Source organism: Burkholderia sp. BCC1993 (genome assembly GCF_905339865.1).
In the GTDB taxonomy this organism is placed as follows: Bacteria; Pseudomonadota; Gammaproteobacteria; order Burkholderiales; family Burkholderiaceae; genus Burkholderia.
In genome coordinates this window covers 330384-348154 of the sequence record NZ_CAJPGZ010000006.1, presented here as the reverse complement: position 1 = coordinate 348154, position 17771 = coordinate 330384, and the positions used below count along the sequence as shown (strand labels likewise).

The window sequence follows — 17771 nt, the reverse complement described above, 5'->3', positions numbered from 1 at the left end:
TGCCATGCCGCGTTGTGCGACCCGTTGTGCGCGGCAGGCGATTCGCCGCGCGCTCCGGCCGGTTACCTCGGCAATGCGCCCGTCACCGCCTGCAGCAGCGTCGACACCGGTGCGAGCGGGTTGTTCGCCGAATTGTTGCCCGAGTGCGGCGTGACCGACAGGCTCGGCGTGGAACCCAGCGCCGTGCCCAGCGTCGTGCCGGCCGCATTGACGACCGTCGCCGTCGCGTTGCCGCCCGTCGACAGCAGCGAACCGGCTGCACTCGCCGTGCTGCCCGCCGCGCTCGCGCCCGAGCCGAGCAGGCTGCCGCCCGCTGCAGCCGTCGAACCGGCCGCGCCCGACAACGCGCCGGCCGCCTGCCCGAGGGCCGCCGGACCGTTCGCGAGGGCCCCCGTCACCGAACCGAGCGCATTGGTCAGCGCGGCGGCCGGGTTGCTGCCGCCGGTCAGGCCGCTGACGAGGTTCGTGATCGGCGCGATCGGGCTGCTGCCGCCTGCGCCCGACAGCGTGCCGACGACCTGGTTCACGACGCCCTGCACCGGCGCCAGCGGGTTCGTGCCGCCGAGGCTGCCGAGGGCGCCCGTCACCGAGCTGACTGCGTTGCTCAGTGCGCCGGCCGGGTTGCTGCCGCCCAGCGTGCCGACCACCTGGTTCACGACGCCCTGTACCGGCGCCAGCGGGTTCGAGCCGCCGAGGTTGCCGAGTGCGCCCGTCACCGAGTTGACTGCGTTGCTCAGTGCGCCCGCCGGGTTGCTGCCGCCGAGCGTGCCGACCACCTGGTTCACGACGCCTTGTACCGGGCCCAGTGGGTTCGTGCTACCGAGGCTGCCGAGCGCGCCCGTCACCGAACCGAGCGCACCGGCCAGCGCGCCGGCCGCGTTGCCGCCCGTCGGCAGCGCGTTCTGCAGGCCGCTGACGAGGTTCGTGATCGGCGCGATCGGGCTGCCGCCGCCGGCGCCCGATAGCGTGCCGACGACCTGGTTCACGACGCCTTGTACCGGCGCCAGCGGGTTCGTGCCGCCAAGGTTGCCGAGCGCGCCCGTCACCACGTTCACGGCGTCCGTCAGTGCACTGGCCGGGTTGCCATTGCCGAGCGTGCCGGCGAGTTGCGTGACGGCGCCTTGCACCGGTGCCAGCGGGCTCGACGCGCCGCCGATGTTGCCGAGCGTCCCCGTGATCGTATTGACCGCGTTGCTCAGCGCACCGGCCGGATTGCCGCTGCCCAGCGTGCCCGTGACCTGGTCGACGACGTTCTGGATCGGCGTCAGCGGGTTCGGGCCGCCGACGTTACCGAGCGCCCCTGTCACCGTGCCGAGGGCGCCGGTCAGCGCGCTGGCCGGGTTGCCGCCGCCAAGCGCACCCGTCACTTGATTCACCACACCCTGAACCGGCGCCAGCGGATTCGCGCCGCCGACGTTACCCAGCCCGCCCGTCACCGTACCGAGAGCACTGGTCAGCGCGCCGGCCGGGTTGCCGCCGCTGAGCGCACCCGTCACTTGATTCACCACGCCTTGAACCGGCGCCAGCGGGTTAGCACCGCCGCCGACATTACCCAGCCAGCCCGTCACCGTGCCGAGAGCGCCGGTCAGTGCGCCGGCCGGGTTGCCGCCGCCAAGCGCACCCGTCACTTGATTCACCACACCCTGAACCGGCGCCAGCGGATTCGCGCCGCCGACGTTACCCTGCCCGCCCGTCACCGTGCCAAGAGCACCGGTCAGCGCGCCGGCGGGGTTGCCACCACCAAGCGCCCCGGTCGCCTGATTCACCACGCCCTGCACCGGCGCCAGCGGATTCGCTCCGCCGCCCACATTCCCCACTGCGCCCGTTACCGTGCCAACCGCATTGCTCAACGTCCCCGTCGCCGTATTCAGCGCCCCGGTCAGCGCACCGGCCGGATTGCCGCCACCGAGCGCTCCCGTCACCTGGTTCACCACGCCTTGTACCGGCGCGAGCGGCGTCACCGCGCCGCCACCGCCGGCGAGCGCGCCCTGCAGCGCGTTCACCGCGCCCGACAAGGCCTGCGCCGGATTGCCCAGCGACGTCTGAATCGCGCCCGCCCCGCCCGTCGCCACGGTGACCGAACCCAGCGGCGACGCGCCGGTCGCGGCCAACCCGATCGATACGCTGTTGGTCGGCGGATTCACGATGACTTGCGGAATCGGCAGCGCATCGAGCGGCCCGGCGATAGCCGAACCGGAAACCAGTACCCCGAACACCGTCGCGACCGACAGCGCCACACCCGTCAATTTAAAGTTTTGTCTCATCCTTACCCCATCTCGTTGGCACTACGTTGATAAAGCATGGGGACGGATTGCACGAAGTGTGCCACCCGGATAAAACGGATTCATTCGTTGGCCCATTGCAAGCCAATAACGGTTTTATATGGATTTCCGGGTAAATAAACGGGTCGCGCAGCCACAATCATCTGATGATAAATGCGTCAGGAGCGCGGATGTAACGTAACGTTTGCGAGGCCGGAAGTAACGTGTTCCGGTACATCCCGGGTCACATCGGAACGTCCGTTGCGAAACGTCGCCGGATGGCCCGGACGGACCGCCTGCGTCGCATTTCATCTTCATGAAAATGCATTAATAAATCGCGCGTTTTCCGTTTTTCTTATTTCGCGATTTCTTTCCGGCCAATTGCGCAGATCATTTCCGACTGCAAGCCTTCGCACAATACGGACAGCCGAATGAAAAACTGTGACGGCCGCACGCGCGGCGGCCGTCGTATCGCAACCGGCTCAGCCGAAGCGCGCGGGCCGGTACGGATGGGGATCGATGTAGGTCGGCGCGCCCGTCATCATCTCGGCAAGCAGACGCCCGGTCGCGGGGCCGAGCGTGAGCCCGTGGTGACAGTGGCCGAACGCGAACCACAGATGGCGATGGCGCAGCGCAGGCCCGATCACCGGCCGCATGTCGGGTGTGCACGGCCGCATGCCGAGCCACGGCGCCGGATCGAGCCGCTCGCCGATGCCGAACGCGTCGCGCGCCAGCGGCTCGGCACGCGCGAGCTGCACGCCGGTCGGCGGCGCGCCGCGCAACGCGATCTCGACGCCGGTCGTGAGCCGCAGGCGGCCGCCTTCCATCGGCGCGACGACGAAGCCCTCCTCGGTATCGCACACGGGCACGTTCAGCGGCGCACGGGTCGGCCGGTAATGCATGTGATAGCCGCGCTTCGCGCGCAGCGGAATCCGGTAGCCGAGCGGCGCGAACACGTGATCGGACCACGGCCCGAGCGCGACCACGGCCGAACGGGCCGCAATCGGTCCGTGCTCGGTATCGACCTGCCAGCCGTCGCGCACCTGCGCGAGCGTCGTCGCGTCGCCGCGCACGAACGTGCCGCCGTCGCGCTCGAACAGCCGCGCGTACGCCTTCGTGAGGCCCCCGGGGCTCGACACCGTCTTCGGGTCCTGCCAGTGGAATGCGCCGCAGAACGCGTCGCCGATGCCGGGCTCGCGTTCGCGCAACGCGCGCGCGTCGAGCACACTCATCCGCAACCCGTGCGCGGCGGCCACCCGCTGCTGCGCGCGTGTTTCCGCGTCGAACAGCGCGGGCGAACGGAACGCCTCGATCCACCCGCCGTCATGCACGAGCGGCTGCGCGTCGGTGCGCGCGAGCAGCGCGTCGTGCTCGACGACGCTTGCCGCGACGAGCGGCAGCATGTCGCGCGCGGCGGCCGCGAGCCGCTGCGGCGACGATTCGCGCCAGAAGCGCGCGAGCCAGCCCGCATACGCGGGCAAGGCCTTGTAGTCCCAATAGAGATCGACCGAGCGGTTGCGTGCGTAGCGCAGCAGCGTGCCGAGCCGGCGCGGAAACGCGTACGGCACGACCGACGAGCGCTCGATCAGCCCCGCATTGCCGTGGCTCGTTTCCTCGCCGGGCGCGCGCCGGTCGACGAGCGCGACACGCAGCCCGCGATCCTGCAGATGCAGCGCCGACGACACGCCGACGATGCCGGCCCCCAGAACGATGACGTCGAAATCCATGCTTTTCCGTACCGCGTCGAGATTGGATGCGACGCGCGCCCGCACGATGGCCGGCGCGCGGCCCGGCTTACTTCGCGACGATGTCGCGCTTGAAATACTTCTGCGACAGCGCGCTCAGCGTGCCGTCCTTCTTCAGCGCGTCGAGCGCGCCGACAATCTTCGCCTGCAGCGCCTTGTCGCCCTTGCGCAACCCGAAGCCGGTGCCTTCGCCGAGCGTCGCGGGATCCTTCAACGGCTCGCCGACGATCTGGTAGTCGCGGCCGGCCGGCTTGTCGAGGAAACCGTCCTGCGCGGTCTGCGCTTCCTGCACGGCCGCGTCGAGACGTCCGGCGACGAGATCGGCATAGATCTGGTCCTGGTCCTGATACGACACGACGTCCACGCCCGCATTGGCCCAGTGCGCCTTCAGGAAATCCTCCTGCGACGAGCCCTGCAGCACGCCGACGTGCTTGCCGCGCAGGCTCGCGGCATCGGGCCGCAGCGGCGAGCCCCGGTGCGCGACCATCACGATCGGCACCACGTAGATCGCCGGCGTGAAATCGATGCTCTGCCTGCGCTTCGCGGTGATGTTCATCGCCGAATTGATCGCGTCGAACTTGCGCGCCTGCAGCGCCGGGATCAGCCCGTCGAACGCATTCTCGACCCACACGCACTTCATGTTCAGCTTCGCGCAGACGGCATTGCCGACGTCGACGTCGAAACCCTGCAGCTGGCCGGCCGGCGTCTTGCTCTCGAACGGCGGATAGGCGGCTTCGATCCCGAAGCGCAGCGTGGTCTGTTCCGCGTGGGCGGTGACGGCCGCGCACGCAAGCGCCGCGACGGCGCAGAGGGAAAGCTTCCAGTTCATGACGATGTCCTTCGATTCCGGATTGAGGCGATGAAGACCGTTCGCGCGACGCCGTCGCCGGGCGCCGGATCGGCATGCGATGCATGCCGGCCGCCGGGCGGCAACATGTCGGTCTGCATACGAAATATAGACTCTTAGTCTACTATAGACTATAGGGGATACGATAATCGCGGCCTCGCTGCTGCCCGCCGAGATTCCGTCGATCACGCAAAATGCCGTTGATTCATCGATGTTTTTTCGACAGACGGTGGCTCGAGCCTGTCCCGAAAAAGAAAAATCCACCCGGCTTCTTTTGTCTATATTAGACTTTTAATCCATCACGAACACCGCCGGACGCCCGCTTTCGAGACTGTCCTGTCCGGCCCACCGGAGAAGTTCCATGACGCAACCCGCCCCGACCCTGCCGCTGACCGTCGACGAAGCCGCGGTGCGCGCGGCGCTGCCGTCGCTCGACGTGCTCGGCACGCTGCGCCGCATGTTCGCGTCGCTCGCATCGGCCCGCGCGGTGCAGCCGCCGCAAACCCTCACGCTGTTTCCCGAGCAGGCCGGCGATTTCATCACGTACCTCGGCGCGCTCGCCGACGAGCAGGTGTTCGGCGCGAAGCTGTCGCCGTACGTCGTGACGGGCGGCAAACCGATCGTCACAGCGTGGACCGCGCTGATGTCGATGCGCACTGGCCAGCCGCTGATGTGGTGCGACGCGGGGCTGCTGACGGTCGAGCGCACGGCCGGCACGACGGCGCTCGCGGTCGACTGCCTCGCGCCGCGCGACGCGCGCCGGCTCGCCGTGATCGGCGCGGGCGCGGTGGGCCTCGCGCATCTGCGCCACACGGCGGCATTGCGCGACTGGGCATCGATCAGCGTCCATTCGCCCGCGCTCGCCGGCGACCCGGCGCTGCAGGCGACGCTCGCGCGGATCGATCCGCGCGCCCGTGCGGCCGCCAGCGTCGAGGCGTGCGTGCGCGACGCGGACGTCGTGATGTTGTGCACGTCGTCGGGCACGCCGGTGCTCGCCGACGGCATGCTCACGCGCCCCGCGCTCGTCACGTCGATCAGCACCAACGTCGCGCGCGCGCATGAGATCCCGCCCGCATGGTTGCCCGACATGGACGTCTACTGCGACTACCGGCACACGACGCCCGCGAGCGCGGGCGAGATGCAGATCGCGGCGGCCGGGCACGGCTGGACGCCCGAGCGGATCGTCGGCGACCTGCCCGCGCTCGTCGCAGGCACCTGCGCCGCACCGTCGCGCACGCGTCACGCGTTCTTCCGCTCGATCGGCCTCGGGCTCGAGGACATCGCGATCGCTCACGCGCTGTACACGCATCTGACGCGCGCATGAGCAGCACGCGCGCGCGGGGCCGATACAATGGCGCAACCGCCGCGGCGGCAGCGCGGGGGCGCACGGGCGAGCCGGTCGACGGCACGCCGGCGCGCCGCGCCGACGCGCCGCCCGGCCCCCGCTCACCCGAGATGGCGATTCCGATGCGCAAGAAGCAATCCCCCGTCAAAGACCTGCTGCTCACCCGCTACGCACCGATCGCCGACGGCATCGCGGCGCTGTTCTTCCCGTACGCGGAAGTCGTGATCCACGACCTGCACGACCAGACCGTGCTGTACCTCGCGAACAACCTGTCGAAGCGCGAGGTCGGTGACGATTCGGCGCTCGAGGAAATCGATCATTCAGCGCGCGAGCGCGTGATCGGCCCGTACGAGAAACTGAACTGGGACGGCCGGCGCATGCGTTGCGTGAGCAACGTGCTGTTCGACGACGAAGGCCGGCCGGCCGGGATGATGTGCATCAACTTCAACATCGCGGTGTTCGACGACGTCCGCGCGACGCTCGACGTGTTCATCAAGGGCGCGGGCATCGTCGCGCAACCGGACGAGCTGTTCCGCGACGACTGGCAGGAACGTATCAACACGTTCCTGCACGGGTGGCTGCGCGACCGTCAGGTCGGCCTGAACGGCCTCACGCGCGAGCACCGGCGCGAGCTCGTCGAGGCGCTGTACGCGGAAGGCGCGTTCCGCGGCAAGAGCGCCGCGAACTACGTCGCGAACGTGCTCGGGATGGGGCGCGCGACCGTCTACAAGCACCTGAAGCATCTGAAGGAAACGCAGGGCGACGCGTAAGCGGCGGGCGCTGCGGGCTTGGTTGGCTGGTTGGCTGGTTGGCTGGTTGGTTGGCTGGTTGGCTGGTTGGCTGGTTGGCTGGGTGGCTGGGTGGCTGGGTGGCTGGTTGGCTGGTTGGCTGGGTGGCTGGTTGGCTGGGTGACTGGGTGGCTGGGTGACTGGGTGGCTGGGTGGCTGGGTGGCTGGGTGGCTGGGTGGCTGGGTGGCTGGGTGGCTGGGTGGCTGGGTGGCTGGGTGGCTGGGTGGCTGGGTGGCTGGGTGGCTGGGTGGCTGGGTGGCTGGGTGGCTGGTTGGCTGGTTGGCTGGTTGGCTGGTTGGCTGGTTGGCTGGTTGGCTGGTTGGCTGGTTGGCTGGTTGGCTGGTTGGCTGGTTGGCTGGTTGGCTGGTTGCCGAGCTTGCCGCCTTCGCCTTCGCCTTCGCCTTCGCCTTCGCCTTCGCCTTCGCCTTCGCCTTCGCCTTCGCCTTCGCCTTCGCGTTCACCGTTCACCGTTCACCGTTCACCGTCACTGACATCGGCCCCGCTACCGGTTCGCGCGGTCCGTGACTATGCTTCGTGATACGTCAGGGGGCCGGCCCGTTCCACCCGGGCCAGGCCACGGCGAAGCGTCGAAGCGTCGAAGCATAAAATGCTATAGTCCCGGTTACATTTATTTGCCGCCCCGGACCGCCCATGACGACCACCCCCGCCCCGACTGCCCGCCCGACCCTGACCGTCGAAATCTGGTCCGACCTGATCTGCCCGTGGTGCTGGATCGGCAAGCGCCGCTTCGACGAGGCGCTCGCCGCATTCGCGCACGCGGAGCACGTCGACGTCGCGCTACGCGCGTACCGGCTGATGCCGGGTCAGCCGGTCGAACCGGTGGAGGCGATGCTCGCGGGCAAGTACCGGATGTCGCCCGCGCAGGTCGACCAGATGTTGCGCCAGGTGACCGACGCGGCAGCGAGCGTCGGGCTGAGCTACGACCTGCCCGGCACGTTCGTCGGCGACACGCTCGACGGCCACCGGCTCGTGAAGCTCGCGGAAGCCACCGGCCGCGCCCACGCGCTGACCGAGCGCCTGTACCGCGCCTATTTCTGCGAGCACGGCTCGCTGTTCGACCATGCGGCGCTGATCGACTTCGCGGTCGAAGCGGGGCTCGAGCGCTCGGCCGTCGAAGCCGTGCTGCGCAGTGATGCATACCGTGACGAAGTCGAGGCCGACATCGCGCGCGCCGCGCAGATCGGCGGACGCGGCGTGCCGCTGTTCGTGTTCGGCGGCCGCTACGCGGTATCGGGCGCACAGCCGGCCGGCGTGTTCGCGCAGGCGCTCGAGCAGGCATGGCGCGAAGGCGCCATCGTCGAATTCGCCGGCGACGACGCCGCCGCATGCGGCCCCGACGGCTGCGAACTGCCGCCGCGCGGATAACGCCCGGCGCGGCGCGACACGCGCCGCCGCTACGCGTCGCTCCTGCCACAAACCGGCAGGAAGCGCACGCGAACGACGTCTACAATTCAGCCTTTCAAATAACGATCAGAGAGAAGGCTGCCAGCCCATGACCCACGGGATCCACGGCGAGAAGCGCTGGTACGCGCTGATCGTCCTCTGCCTCGGCGTGCTGATGATCGTGCTCGACAGCACGATCGTGAACGTTGCGCTGCCGTCGATCAGCACCGACCTCCATTTCACCGAGACGGCCCTCGTGTGGGTCGTCAACGCCTACCTGCTGACGTTCGGCGGCTGCCTGCTGCTCGGCGGCCGGCTCGGCGACCTGTACGGCCAGCGGCGCATGTTCCTCGCCGGCCTCGTCGTGTTCACGCTCGCGTCGCTCGCCTGCGGCCTCGCGCAATCGCAGACGATGCTGATCGCCGCGCGCGCGGTGCAGGGCTTCGGCGGCGCCATCGTGTCGGCCGTGTCGCTGTCGCTGATCATGAACCTGTTCACCGAACCGGGCGAACGGGCGCGCGCGATGGGTGTCTACGGCTTCGTCTGCGCGGGCGGCGGCAGCATCGGCGTGCTGCTCGGCGGGCTCTTGACGAGCACGCTGTCGTGGCACTGGATCTTCCTCGTCAACCTGCCGATCGGCATCGCCGTCTATGCGATGTGCGTCGCGCTGCTGCCGCGCCTGCGCGCGCCGGCCGGCGCCGCGCGGCTCGACGTCGCGGGCGCGATCACCGTGACCGCGTCGCTGATGCTCGCGGTCTACGGGATCGTCGGCGGCAACGAGGCCGGCTGGCTGTCGACCCAGACCGTCGTGCTGCTCGGCGCGGCCGTCGTGCTGCTCGCGCTGTTCGTCGCGATCGAGGCGCGCGTCGCGCATCCGCTGATGCCGCTTACGCTGTTCGCCGCGCGCAACGTCGCGCTCGCGAACGTGATCGGCGTGCTGTGGGCGGCCGCGATGTTCGCGTGGTTCTTCCTGTCCGCGCTCTACATGCAGCGCGTGCTCGGCTACGGACCGCTGCAGGTCGGGCTCGCGTTCCTGCCGGCGAACCTGATCATGGCCGCGTTCTCGCTCGGGCTGTCGGCGCGGATCGTGATGCGTTTCGGCATCCGCGGCCCGATCGCCGCCGGCCTGCTGATCGCGGCGTGCGGCCTCGCGCTGTTCGCGCGCGCGCCGGCCGACGGCAGCTTCGTCTGGCACGTGCTGCCGGGCATGACGCTGCTCGGCATCGGCGCGGGCGTCGCGTTCAATCCGGTGCTGCTCGCCGCGATGAGCGACGTCGACCCGGCCGATTCGGGGCTCGCGTCGGGCATCGTCAACACCGCGTTCATGATGGGCGGCGCGCTCGGCCTCGCCGTGCTCGCGAGCCTCGCGGCCGCGCGCACCGATGCGCTCGCGGCGGCACACGCCTCGCCGCTCGACGCGCTGAACGGCGGCTACCACGCCGCGTTCGCGGTCGGCGCAGCATTTGCGGCCGCGGCCGGGCTGCTCGGCCTCGCGCTGCGCATCCGCCGCCAGGACGCCGTTGCGGGCGTCGGCCCCGCGACGCATTGACGGCCGTCCGGCCTGAATCGGGGCGAGCTCCGCCCCGCCGCCCCTCCGCGCCGCACCCGATAGCCCACCATCGGCGTCGCAACCCGGCAACGCCGGCACGCCGCCCCGCCCGGCCGGCCCGGCGCCCGTTCAAACGTTCGTTTCACCCGCCGCGAGCGGCCCGTCCGGCGGACCTTCCCGGCCGATTTTTAACGTAGTCGTACACCGACGCGCCACTTTTGCGACAATGGCAGACTTTGATGCGCGCGCCGCGGCCGCGCGCCGCCGCCGAACGCCGCATAACCGCCTGCTTCCGATGTCGCTTCCCCATATCGATCTGCTGTACTCCCTGTCCGGCCTGTTCGTCGGCATTCTCGTCGGCCTGACGGGCGTCGGCGGCGGTTCGCTGATGACGCCGATCCTCGTGCTGCTGTTCGGCGTCCACCCCGCGACGGCGGTCGGCACCGACCTGCTGTACGCGGCCGCGACCAAGGCCACCGGCACCCTCGTTCACGGACTGAAGGGGTCGATCGACTGGCGCATCACCGGCCGGCTCGCGGCCGGCAGCGTCCCGGCCGCGGCCGTCACGCTGTGGGTGCTGCACACGCACGGGATGAACTCGCCCGGCACTGCGCGGATGATCCAGCTGGTGCTCGGCGTCGCGCTGCTGCTCACGTCGCTCGCACTGATCTTCCGCCCGCAGCTGACCGCGCTCGCCGCGCGCAATCCGCTCCCGCCGAACCCCGCGCGCACGTTTTGGTCGACCGTGCTGACGGGCGCCGTGCTCGGCGTGCTCGTGTCGATGACGTCGGTCGGCGCCGGCGCGATCGGCGTCACCGTGCTGCTGCTGCTGTACCCGATGCTCGCGACCTCCCGCATCGTCGGCTCCGACATCGCGCACGCGGTGCCGCTCACGCTCGTCGCCGGCATGGGCCACTGGCTGCTCGGCTCGGTCGACTGGTCGATGCTGCTGTCGCTGCTGCTCGGCTCGCTGCCCGGCATCGTGCTCGGCAGCCTGCTGTCGGCGCGCGCGCCCGAGCGGCTGCTGCGCAACCTGCTCGCCTCAACGCTCGTCGCGGTCGGCTTGCGGCTCGTGCTGGCGTAAGCGGCGTGCGGCGCAAAACGCGCCCCAGGATCGGCCTACCTCCCCAATCCTCGTTAGTGGGCCGTTCGTCGCTGATTCAAGGATTGCGCCATGCCGCCACGGGTGGCTTCCGGGCACGGCGATTCCCCCCTCGGACAGGACAATGCCCCGGAAGTCCATGACTCCCGGGGCACCTTGCAGGACGACAGCGCCGCCATCGACACACGCCATGCGAAGCGCCGGCGTACCTGACCCGGCAGCGCCTTCACGTCACATCAGGTGGCGCGAGCCGCTCGCGACGTCGAACAAAGGACAATGCGGGACCGATTCCAGCCGCTGAAAATAAAAAAGCCGGACGACCGTCCGGCTTCCGTATCGCAGCGCGGCGGGTGCCGTCAGAGCGGCACATCGATCGCGCCCGCGCCGGCCGTGATCGCGTTCGCGCCGGGGGACGCCGAGATCGGCGGCAGGTTCGCGCTCGTCAGCGCCGGCGCGGCGCCCGGCGTGCCGCCGCGCGGCAGCGTGCGGACCACCTGCGACGGCGGCAGCGCGGCACCGTTCTTCAGGTGCCGCCACATCAGGTTCAGCGCCTGCAGGTTGTAGTAGTGGACCGGCACGAAGCGCGTGTCGAAGCCCGCGACGGGCAGGAACGCATCGAAGTGCTGCCCGTTCGTCACCTCGTAGAACACGAGCTGGCTGCGGCCGCCTTCACTGATGCTGTTCTGCGCGACGTACGCGCGCGACGCGTGATTCACGGGCACGAGCGCGTCGCTGCGGCCCTGCACGATGATCGCGGGCTTACCCTGCAGGTTCGCGTTCACGCGCACCGCATCGACGTTCGCCGGCATGTCGAGCATTCCGTTGGTCCACAGCTGGCGCAGGCACAGCGCTCGCATCGGGTGTCGCGAGCCGGTGGTCGACACCCGCGCCGGTGTTGAACACGAGACTGACGCCTGCCGTCGGCGGCACGCCGTTGCCGAGGCCGAACACGGCCGGCATCGGCGAGGTGGCGGGCGGCGCGACCGCGCCCGTCGCCGCGCTGATGGTCGCGAAGCTGAAATTGCACAGGTTGTCGGTCACGCGCGAGCGCGTGTACGCGTTCGCATAGGTCACCGCGATCGCCGGAATCGCCTGCGAATCCCACATCGGCGCCTGCAGCAGGTCGGAATCCGCGAGATAGCCGGCCGCATGCAGTTGCGCGAGCGCGTCGGCGGCCTGGCTCTGCGTATCGGCCCCTGACACGAACCCGGCCGCGGCGAGCGTCGCGCAGCGCTGCGTGCGGATCGACTGCGTGGTGGCGGCCGGCAGCGCGCTCAGGTACGGCGCGCCCGCGAGCGATGACGACGCGGCCGCGCACGGCTCCAGCAGATTCGCGAGCGTCGCGTAGTCGGCCAGCGGCCGGCCGAACGACGGCACCGGCTGGCCGCCCTCGCGCACGACCGCGTTCGGCGCCATCCGCACGTTGACTTGCGGCTCGCCGACCACGACCGCGGTAATCCAGCGGCGCGTGTCCTGCTCGGCCGCCGCGAGCGCCGCGCCGCCGCCGTTGCTGACGGACGCGGCGATCGTCGTGATGTCGCCCGGGCGGTAGCGCACGCCGTGATGCGAGCCGTCGAGCAGCGGTCCGAACTGTTCGTTGAGCGCCCAGTACGCGAATTCGACCGACTGCAGCGTCGCGTGCCCCCAGTCCTGCTCGGGATTCTGCTGCGAATGCGCGTGCTTGAACGCGTAGCGGTTCGGGAAGCGGCTGTTGAACGCGGCCAGGTCGCCGCTCGTCACGTTGGCGGTAAAGAGACTGGCATTGCCGGCGAGCACCGCGTCGGCGAGCGTGCCGTCGATCAGCGTGATCGTGTCGGTGCCGAGCTCGTGCGCGCCGTTGCCGCCGCCCTTGTCGTTGTACGCGACCGCACAGCCGCGCTTGAGGCCCCACTCGCCGGCCGCCGAGATCGCGCCGTACACACCGCGCGAACCGGACGACGTCGCGGTGACGATGCACGGCTGCGCGGGGTCGAAGCTCGCGGGCACCTGCACGAGCAGCGTCACGTTCTTGCGGCCGCTGCCGTCGTCGGAATACGCGAGATATTCGGTGCCGGGAATCCTGCCTTCGCCGAGCGTGTCGTTGCCGTCGAGGTCGACGTTCGGTCCCCAGAAGCGGCCGTAGCCGCCGTTGGCGCTCATGTCGACGAGCGCGCGGTAGTTCGACCAGATCGCGAGCCGGCGCAGCTCGGCGCTCGTCGGCCGCGACGGATTCGCGAACGCCGGCGCGGTGGCGGCGGCGAGGCCCGTCTTGCCGAGACCGGCCGTCAGCAGGTCGTCGCTCGTACCGTCATAGGCGGTGGTGCGCACGCTACCGGCCACGAAACCGGGCAGCCGGTTGCGTTCGGACGACTCGTCGCCGTTGCAGGCGCCGAGCAACGTGACCGCGGCCAGCGCCGCGCCGACAAGAATTCGACTGCCCCACCCGTGCGTCGTCATCGCCGCCCTCTCGGTATCGATATCGTTATCGGTCCGCCGCCGCGTCGTGCGCGGCCCGCGGCCATCGGGAACACGCCGGATCGCCCCGCGTGTTCTGCCCCGAACGAAGTGCGGTTCGGGGAAGGCCCCGTCGGGAAGCCTGGCGCGAGGCGCCAGGTCCGGGGGCACGCTTCAGTGAAAACAGTGCAAACGGGCCCCGGCATGCCGGAGCCCGCCCGACGACGGCGGCGCTGGCGCGCCGCCGCCCGGCATCATTGCTGCTGAACCGTCAGCTTGTTCGTGACCGACGTCACGCCCTTCACGCCCTTCGCCGCCTCTTCCGCTTTGTCGATCTGTGCCTGGTCGGGCACCGTGCCCTCCAGCGAGATCGCGCCGCCCTTCGAGCGCACGACGATGTTCGCCACGTCGATGCCGCCTGCCTTCGTAATGGCCTTGCGCACCGCATAGCCGAGCTGGCGGTTGGCCTTCTTCGCGGTCTTGGCCGCCGCCTTCGGCGAGCTCGCTGCCGCGGCCGGCGCTTCGGTGACCGCCGCATCGCTCGACTGCGCGTACACGCTACCCGTCAGACAAGCCGCCACGGCCGCAACACCCAACGCTCTCAACACGATCGACTTCATGCTATCTCCTTGTAACTCCGGAACGGCCGTGCACAGTACGGCCGGATACCCCCAAAGGCAGCCGGCCCGCGCGCGAACGGGCGGGACGGCCGATGATTTCCACGGCGATGCGAGAGAGGCGACACGGGCCGGCGGCCGGCGCGCGCGAATGCGGGCCGGCCGGGCCGGACAGCCGCCGGCCGGGCGCGCCCGGTCTCATAACGTGCCGGGTCGCGCGCGAATCGGGCGCGGCTGCGTCGCACAATGTAATCCAGCGCCCGCCGAAGCGCAAAGCTTTTGACGCGCGGCCGCCCGCCATCCGCCTGCGCGCTCCCGTGTCCGCCTCCGCGCGACGGCGCCAGACTCCCGCACGTCGGGCGAAACCGGGTACCATCGCCGCCAGAACGCGCATCGCGTGCCTTGTCCGTGACGGCCGTCATCGATGCGTCACGCCCGTGTCATCCGCCGACCCCATGAAGCCAGCCCGCCCTCGCCCGCCCCGCCGCATCCTCGCCCGCTTCGTCGCGGTGTCGTGGCGCGACCTCGCGCTGTCGATCGGCCCCACCGTGCTGCTCGCGGTCGCGGCGATCTGGCTCGCGGTCAAGCTGATCCAGCCGGCGCCGCCGTCCACGCTCGTGATTTCGTCCGGCCCGCCCGGCAGCACCTACTGGAACGCCGCGCAGAAATACAAGGCGATCCTCGCGAAGAACGGCGTCACGCTCGACGTCCAGTCATCCGAAGGATCCGCGCAGAACCTCGCGCGGCTGTCGAATCCGGACGCGCCGGTCGACGTCGGCTTCGTGCAGAGCGGCATCGGCCCGAAGGAGCGCGACGAACACCTGGTCTCGCTCGGCAGCATCGGCTACGTGCCGCTCGCGATCATGTACCGCGGGCCGGTGGTCGCGCGCCTGTCCGATTTCAAGGGCAAGCGGCTCGCGCTCGGCGCGGAAGGCAGCGGCGCGCGCGAATTGAGCCTGGCGCTGCTGAAGATGAACGGCATCGTGCCGGGCGGCTCGACCGAGCTGCTGCCGACGGCCGGCGAGGACGCCGCGGCCGCGCTGCTCGACGGCAAGATCGACGCCGCGTTCCTGTCCGGCGACTCGACGCAGATCCCGGTGATGGCGAAGCTGTTCCGCGCGCCCGGCGTGCACGTGTACTCGTTCACGCAAGCCGAGGCCTACGCGCGGCGCTTTCCGTACCTGACCGCGATCACGCTGCCGATGGGCGTCTACGATCTCGGCCGCAACCTGCCGCCCGCCGACATCCACACGGTCGCGCCGACGATCGAGCTGGTCGCGCGCGATACGCTGCACCCCGCGCTGTCCGACCTGCTGATCGAGGCCGCGCGCGAAGTGCACGGCCACGCGACGATCCTGCAGCACGCGGGCGAATTCCCATCGGCCGTCACGCGCGGCTTCCCGCTGTCCGACGACGCGGGGCGCTATTACAAGTCGGGCAAGTCCTTCCTGTACCGGCGGCTGCCGTTCTGGGTCGCGAGTCTCGTCGACCGGCTGCTCGTCGTCGTGGTGCCGCTGATCGTCGTGCTGATCCCCGGGCTGCGGCTGGTGCCGTCGCTGTACGGTTGGCGCGTGCGTTCGCGCATCTACCGCTGGTATGGTGCGCTGATCGCGCTCGAGCGCCGCGCGCTCGGCGAGCATACGGCCGAAGAGCGCGTCCAGCTGCTCGACGAACTCGACGACATCGAGGAAGCCGTGAACCGGATGAAGATGCCGCTCGCGTACGCAGGGCAGTTTTACGTGCTGCGCGAGCACATCGGCTTCGTGCGCGAGCGGCTCACCGCGCACGACCACGACGCCGCATCGGTCACGCCGGGCACACCCGGCGCCGGCGGCCGTGCAGCGGCGCGCGACGGCGCGGCGGCGCCGCCAGCCGGCGAGCCCCCCCGGGCGACTCCCGGTTCCGCATGAGCGGCCGATCCGCGATCATTGCTGCATCCGCGCGGTTGCATCCGCGCGCCGCCACGTAACATGAAGGCCGCCGCCAGGCGCGCACGCCCCACCCTCTGGAGATCGCCATGACAACCGGCCTCGACACTGCCCAGCCTGCCTGGTTCTTCGACTTCGTGTCGCCGTTCTCCTACCTGCTGCTCGAACAGCACGACAAGTGGCCCGACGTGCCGTTCGACCCCGTCGCCGTATCGCTGCCCGACCTGCAGCGCCACTGGGGGCAGCGCCCGAGCGCCGACGTGCCGGCCAAGCGCGTGTTCACGTACCGCCACGCGCTGTTTCGCGCCGAACAGCTCGGCATCCGCTTCAAGATGCCGCCCGCGCATCCGTTCGACTCCGACAAGGTGCTGCGCCTCGCGATCGCGTTGCGCGCCGACATCGCGACCGTGCTGGAAATGTTCCGCTTCATCTGGCACGACGGCAACGATCCGTCGACGCCGGACGGGTTCGCGGCGCTGTGCGAGCGCGTCGGCGTCGGGCATGGCGACGAGCTGATCGAATTCGAGGAGACGAGCGCGCAGTTGCGCCGCAACACCGACGATGCGATCGCGCTCGGCGTGTTCGGCGTACCGACCTTCTGGATGAACCAGCAGCTGTTCTGGGGCGAGGACGCGCTGCCGATGGTGCTGTACTGCGCGCGCACGCCGAACTGGCTCGAGTCGCGCGAGGTCAAGCGGATCAGCGTGCTGCCGAAGGGGCGCACGTGATGGCCGGTATCACGCACGGCAACGTGCGGCTGCGGTAAGGTTACGCTTCTCCCGAATCACCGCTCGCCGATGGAAGACGACGACCGTACCGCCTCGCTCGATATCTGGCTCGTGCGTGTGTTGCGCACGCTGCTGCTCGAGCGCAGCGTCACGCAGGCCGCGCTGCGGCTGAACCAGACCCAGCCCGCGATCAGCACCGCGCTGCGCAAGCTGCGCGAGACGCTGAACGACCCGATTCTCGTGCGCGGCAAATCCGGGATGGTGCCGACCGAGTACGGCGCGTCGCTGCTCGGTGCCGCGTCGCGCGCGCTGCGCGAGGTCGACTTCATCGCAACGCCGCACGGCGACTTCGATCCATCGTCCGCGCGGCGCACGTTCCGCGTCGCCGCGCCCGACTACCTGAACGATTTCTTCATGCCGACGCTGATCGAGCGCTTTCGCGACGCGGCGCCGCATGCGCATCTGGAAATCGACTCGCTGAATCCCGCGCTCGATCATGCGGAGGCACTCGAATCGGGCGCGCTCGATCTCGTGATCGGCAACTGGCCGAAGCCCGACCCTCGGTTCGCGCGCCAGGACCTGTTCTCCGACACGATCGTGTGCCTGATGCGCGACGCGCATCCGCTCGCCCGTGAACCGCTCACGCGCGAAGCGTACGCGTCGGCCGCGCACGTCGCGCCGACGCCGTACACCGGCGACAAGCGCAACGCGATCGAGATCGGCCTCGCCCGCGCCCGTCTCACGCGACGGATCGTGACGACGCTGCCGTACTTCGGCATCGTGCCGCAGGTGCTGCTGCAGTCGGACCTGATCTTCACGACGACGCGCCGCTTCGCGACGCATTACGCGCAGCTGCTACCGCTCGTCGTCGTCGCGCCGCCCGTGCCGTTCCCGCGCATCAAGAGCTACCTGCTCACGCACCCGCACCCCGATCGCCCGACCGACATCGCGTGGCTGTGTGCGCTGATGCAGAGCGTGTCCGACGAGCTGACGGCCGCACGCGGCCGCAAGCGCTGAAGCGGC

At 70.0% G+C, this 17771-nt stretch carries 13 protein-coding genes and 1 pseudogene; 9 read left to right on the top strand and 5 right to left on the bottom strand.

Annotated elements, in window-relative coordinates; all coding sequences use genetic code 11:
- Window positions 1-62: 62 nt before the first annotated feature.
- From U4Y91_RS12480 to U4Y91_RS12470, 3 genes are all read right to left on the bottom strand, one after another.
- Complete coding sequence (locus tag U4Y91_RS12480; protein WP_321805308.1) at window positions 63-2264, bottom strand: hypothetical protein; 2202 nt, start codon at window positions 2262-2264, stop codon at window positions 63-65.
- A 479-nt stretch (window positions 2265-2743) separates the two neighbouring features.
- Window positions 2744-3988 (bottom strand): FAD-dependent oxidoreductase, encoded by a 1245-nt coding sequence (locus U4Y91_RS12475; protein WP_321805307.1) that lies wholly within the window; start codon window positions 3986-3988, stop codon window positions 2744-2746.
- A 67-nt stretch (window positions 3989-4055) separates the two neighbouring features.
- The gene (locus U4Y91_RS12470; protein WP_321805306.1) at window positions 4056-4835 is read right to left on the bottom strand and encodes an ABC transporter substrate-binding protein; all 780 of its coding nucleotides are present in this window, start codon (window positions 4833-4835) and stop codon (window positions 4056-4058) included.
- 379 nt (window positions 4836-5214) lie between these two features.
- Between U4Y91_RS12470 and U4Y91_RS12465 the strand changes: the two genes are divergently transcribed.
- The 6 genes from U4Y91_RS12465 (at window position 5215) to U4Y91_RS12440 (ending at window position 11024) form a co-directional block, all read left to right on the top strand.
- Entirely contained in the window at window positions 5215-6177 is a 963-nt protein-coding gene (locus tag U4Y91_RS12465) for an ornithine cyclodeaminase family protein (RefSeq protein WP_321805305.1), read from the top strand.
- Window positions 6174-6968 (top strand): transcriptional regulator, encoded by a 795-nt coding sequence (locus U4Y91_RS12460; protein ID WP_321805304.1) that lies wholly within the window; start codon window positions 6174-6176, stop codon window positions 6966-6968. The genes U4Y91_RS12465 and U4Y91_RS12460 overlap by 4 nt, the downstream gene beginning before the upstream one ends.
- A 298-nt stretch (window positions 6969-7266) precedes the next feature.
- On the top strand, window positions 7267-7512 hold the full coding sequence (locus tag U4Y91_RS12455; RefSeq protein ID WP_321805303.1) for a hypothetical protein: 246 nt from the start codon (window positions 7267-7269) through the stop codon (window positions 7510-7512).
- A gap of 126 nt (window positions 7513-7638) precedes the next feature.
- Entirely contained in the window at window positions 7639-8373 is a 735-nt protein-coding gene (locus tag U4Y91_RS12450) for a DsbA family oxidoreductase (RefSeq protein WP_321805302.1), read from the top strand.
- 127 nt (window positions 8374-8500) lie between these two features.
- Window positions 8501-9940 (top strand): DHA2 family efflux MFS transporter permease subunit, encoded by a 1440-nt coding sequence (locus U4Y91_RS12445; protein WP_321805301.1) that lies wholly within the window; start codon window positions 8501-8503, stop codon window positions 9938-9940.
- 295 nt (window positions 9941-10235) lie between these two features.
- Entirely contained in the window at window positions 10236-11024 is a 789-nt protein-coding gene (locus tag U4Y91_RS12440; RefSeq protein ID WP_321805300.1) for a sulfite exporter TauE/SafE family protein, read from the top strand.
- A 374-nt stretch (window positions 11025-11398) separates the two neighbouring features.
- Here the strand turns inward: U4Y91_RS12440 and U4Y91_RS12435 are convergent.
- Window positions 11399-13478: pseudogene (locus tag U4Y91_RS12435) on the bottom strand (3-hydroxybutyrate oligomer hydrolase family protein).
- 251 nt (window positions 13479-13729) lie between these two features.
- Complete coding sequence (locus tag U4Y91_RS12430) at window positions 13730-14095, bottom strand: BON domain-containing protein (RefSeq protein WP_321805299.1); 366 nt, start codon at window positions 14093-14095, stop codon at window positions 13730-13732.
- A 452-nt stretch (window positions 14096-14547) separates the two neighbouring features.
- On the opposite strand from U4Y91_RS12430, the gene U4Y91_RS12425 reads away from it, so the two are divergent.
- The 3 genes from U4Y91_RS12425 to U4Y91_RS12415 all read left to right on the top strand — a co-directional run bounded on the left by U4Y91_RS12425 (window position 14548) and on the right by U4Y91_RS12415 (window position 17765).
- Window positions 14548-16002, top strand: coding sequence for a TAXI family TRAP transporter solute-binding subunit (locus U4Y91_RS12425; protein ID WP_321805298.1), 1455 nt, complete (start codon window positions 14548-14550; stop codon window positions 16000-16002).
- 107 nt (window positions 16003-16109) lie between these two features.
- Window positions 16110-16748, top strand: a complete 639-nt coding sequence (locus tag U4Y91_RS12420; RefSeq protein WP_044844125.1) for a 2-hydroxychromene-2-carboxylate isomerase — start codon at window positions 16110-16112, stop codon at window positions 16746-16748.
- A gap of 69 nt (window positions 16749-16817) precedes the next feature.
- The gene (locus U4Y91_RS12415) at window positions 16818-17765 is read left to right on the top strand and encodes a LysR family transcriptional regulator (protein WP_044844124.1); all 948 of its coding nucleotides are present in this window, start codon (window positions 16818-16820) and stop codon (window positions 17763-17765) included.
- The last annotated feature ends 6 nt before the right edge of the window (window positions 17766-17771 follow it).

What these genes read in the sequence shown, in the direction of transcription:
- U4Y91_RS12480 (WP_321805308.1), bottom strand. Translation starts at nt 2,264, where the DNA reads ATGAGACAAAACTTTAAATTGACGGGTGTGGCGCTGTCGGTCGCGACG.
- U4Y91_RS12475 (WP_321805307.1), bottom strand. Translation starts at nt 3,988, where the DNA reads ATGGATTTCGACGTCATCGTTCTGGGGGCCGGCATCGTCGGCGTGTCG.
- U4Y91_RS12470 (WP_321805306.1), bottom strand. Translation starts at nt 4,835, where the DNA reads ATGAACTGGAAGCTTTCCCTCTGCGCCGTCGCGGCGCTTGCGTGCGCG.
- U4Y91_RS12465 (WP_321805305.1), top strand. Translation starts at nt 5,215, where the DNA reads ATGACGCAACCCGCCCCGACCCTGCCGCTGACCGTCGACGAAGCCGCG.
- U4Y91_RS12460 (WP_321805304.1), top strand. Translation starts at nt 6,174, where the DNA reads ATGAGCAGCACGCGCGCGCGGGGCCGATACAATGGCGCAACCGCCGCG.
- U4Y91_RS12450 (WP_321805302.1), top strand. Translation starts at nt 7,639, where the DNA reads ATGACGACCACCCCCGCCCCGACTGCCCGCCCGACCCTGACCGTCGAA.
- U4Y91_RS12445 (WP_321805301.1), top strand. Translation starts at nt 8,501, where the DNA reads ATGACCCACGGGATCCACGGCGAGAAGCGCTGGTACGCGCTGATCGTC.
- U4Y91_RS12440 (WP_321805300.1), top strand. Translation starts at nt 10,236, where the DNA reads ATGTCGCTTCCCCATATCGATCTGCTGTACTCCCTGTCCGGCCTGTTC.
- U4Y91_RS12430 (WP_321805299.1), bottom strand. Translation starts at nt 14,095, where the DNA reads ATGAAGTCGATCGTGTTGAGAGCGTTGGGTGTTGCGGCCGTGGCGGCT.
- U4Y91_RS12425 (WP_321805298.1), top strand. Translation starts at nt 14,548, where the DNA reads ATGAAGCCAGCCCGCCCTCGCCCGCCCCGCCGCATCCTCGCCCGCTTC.
- U4Y91_RS12420 (WP_044844125.1), top strand. Translation starts at nt 16,110, where the DNA reads ATGACAACCGGCCTCGACACTGCCCAGCCTGCCTGGTTCTTCGACTTC.
- U4Y91_RS12415 (WP_044844124.1), top strand. Translation starts at nt 16,818, where the DNA reads ATGGAAGACGACGACCGTACCGCCTCGCTCGATATCTGGCTCGTGCGT.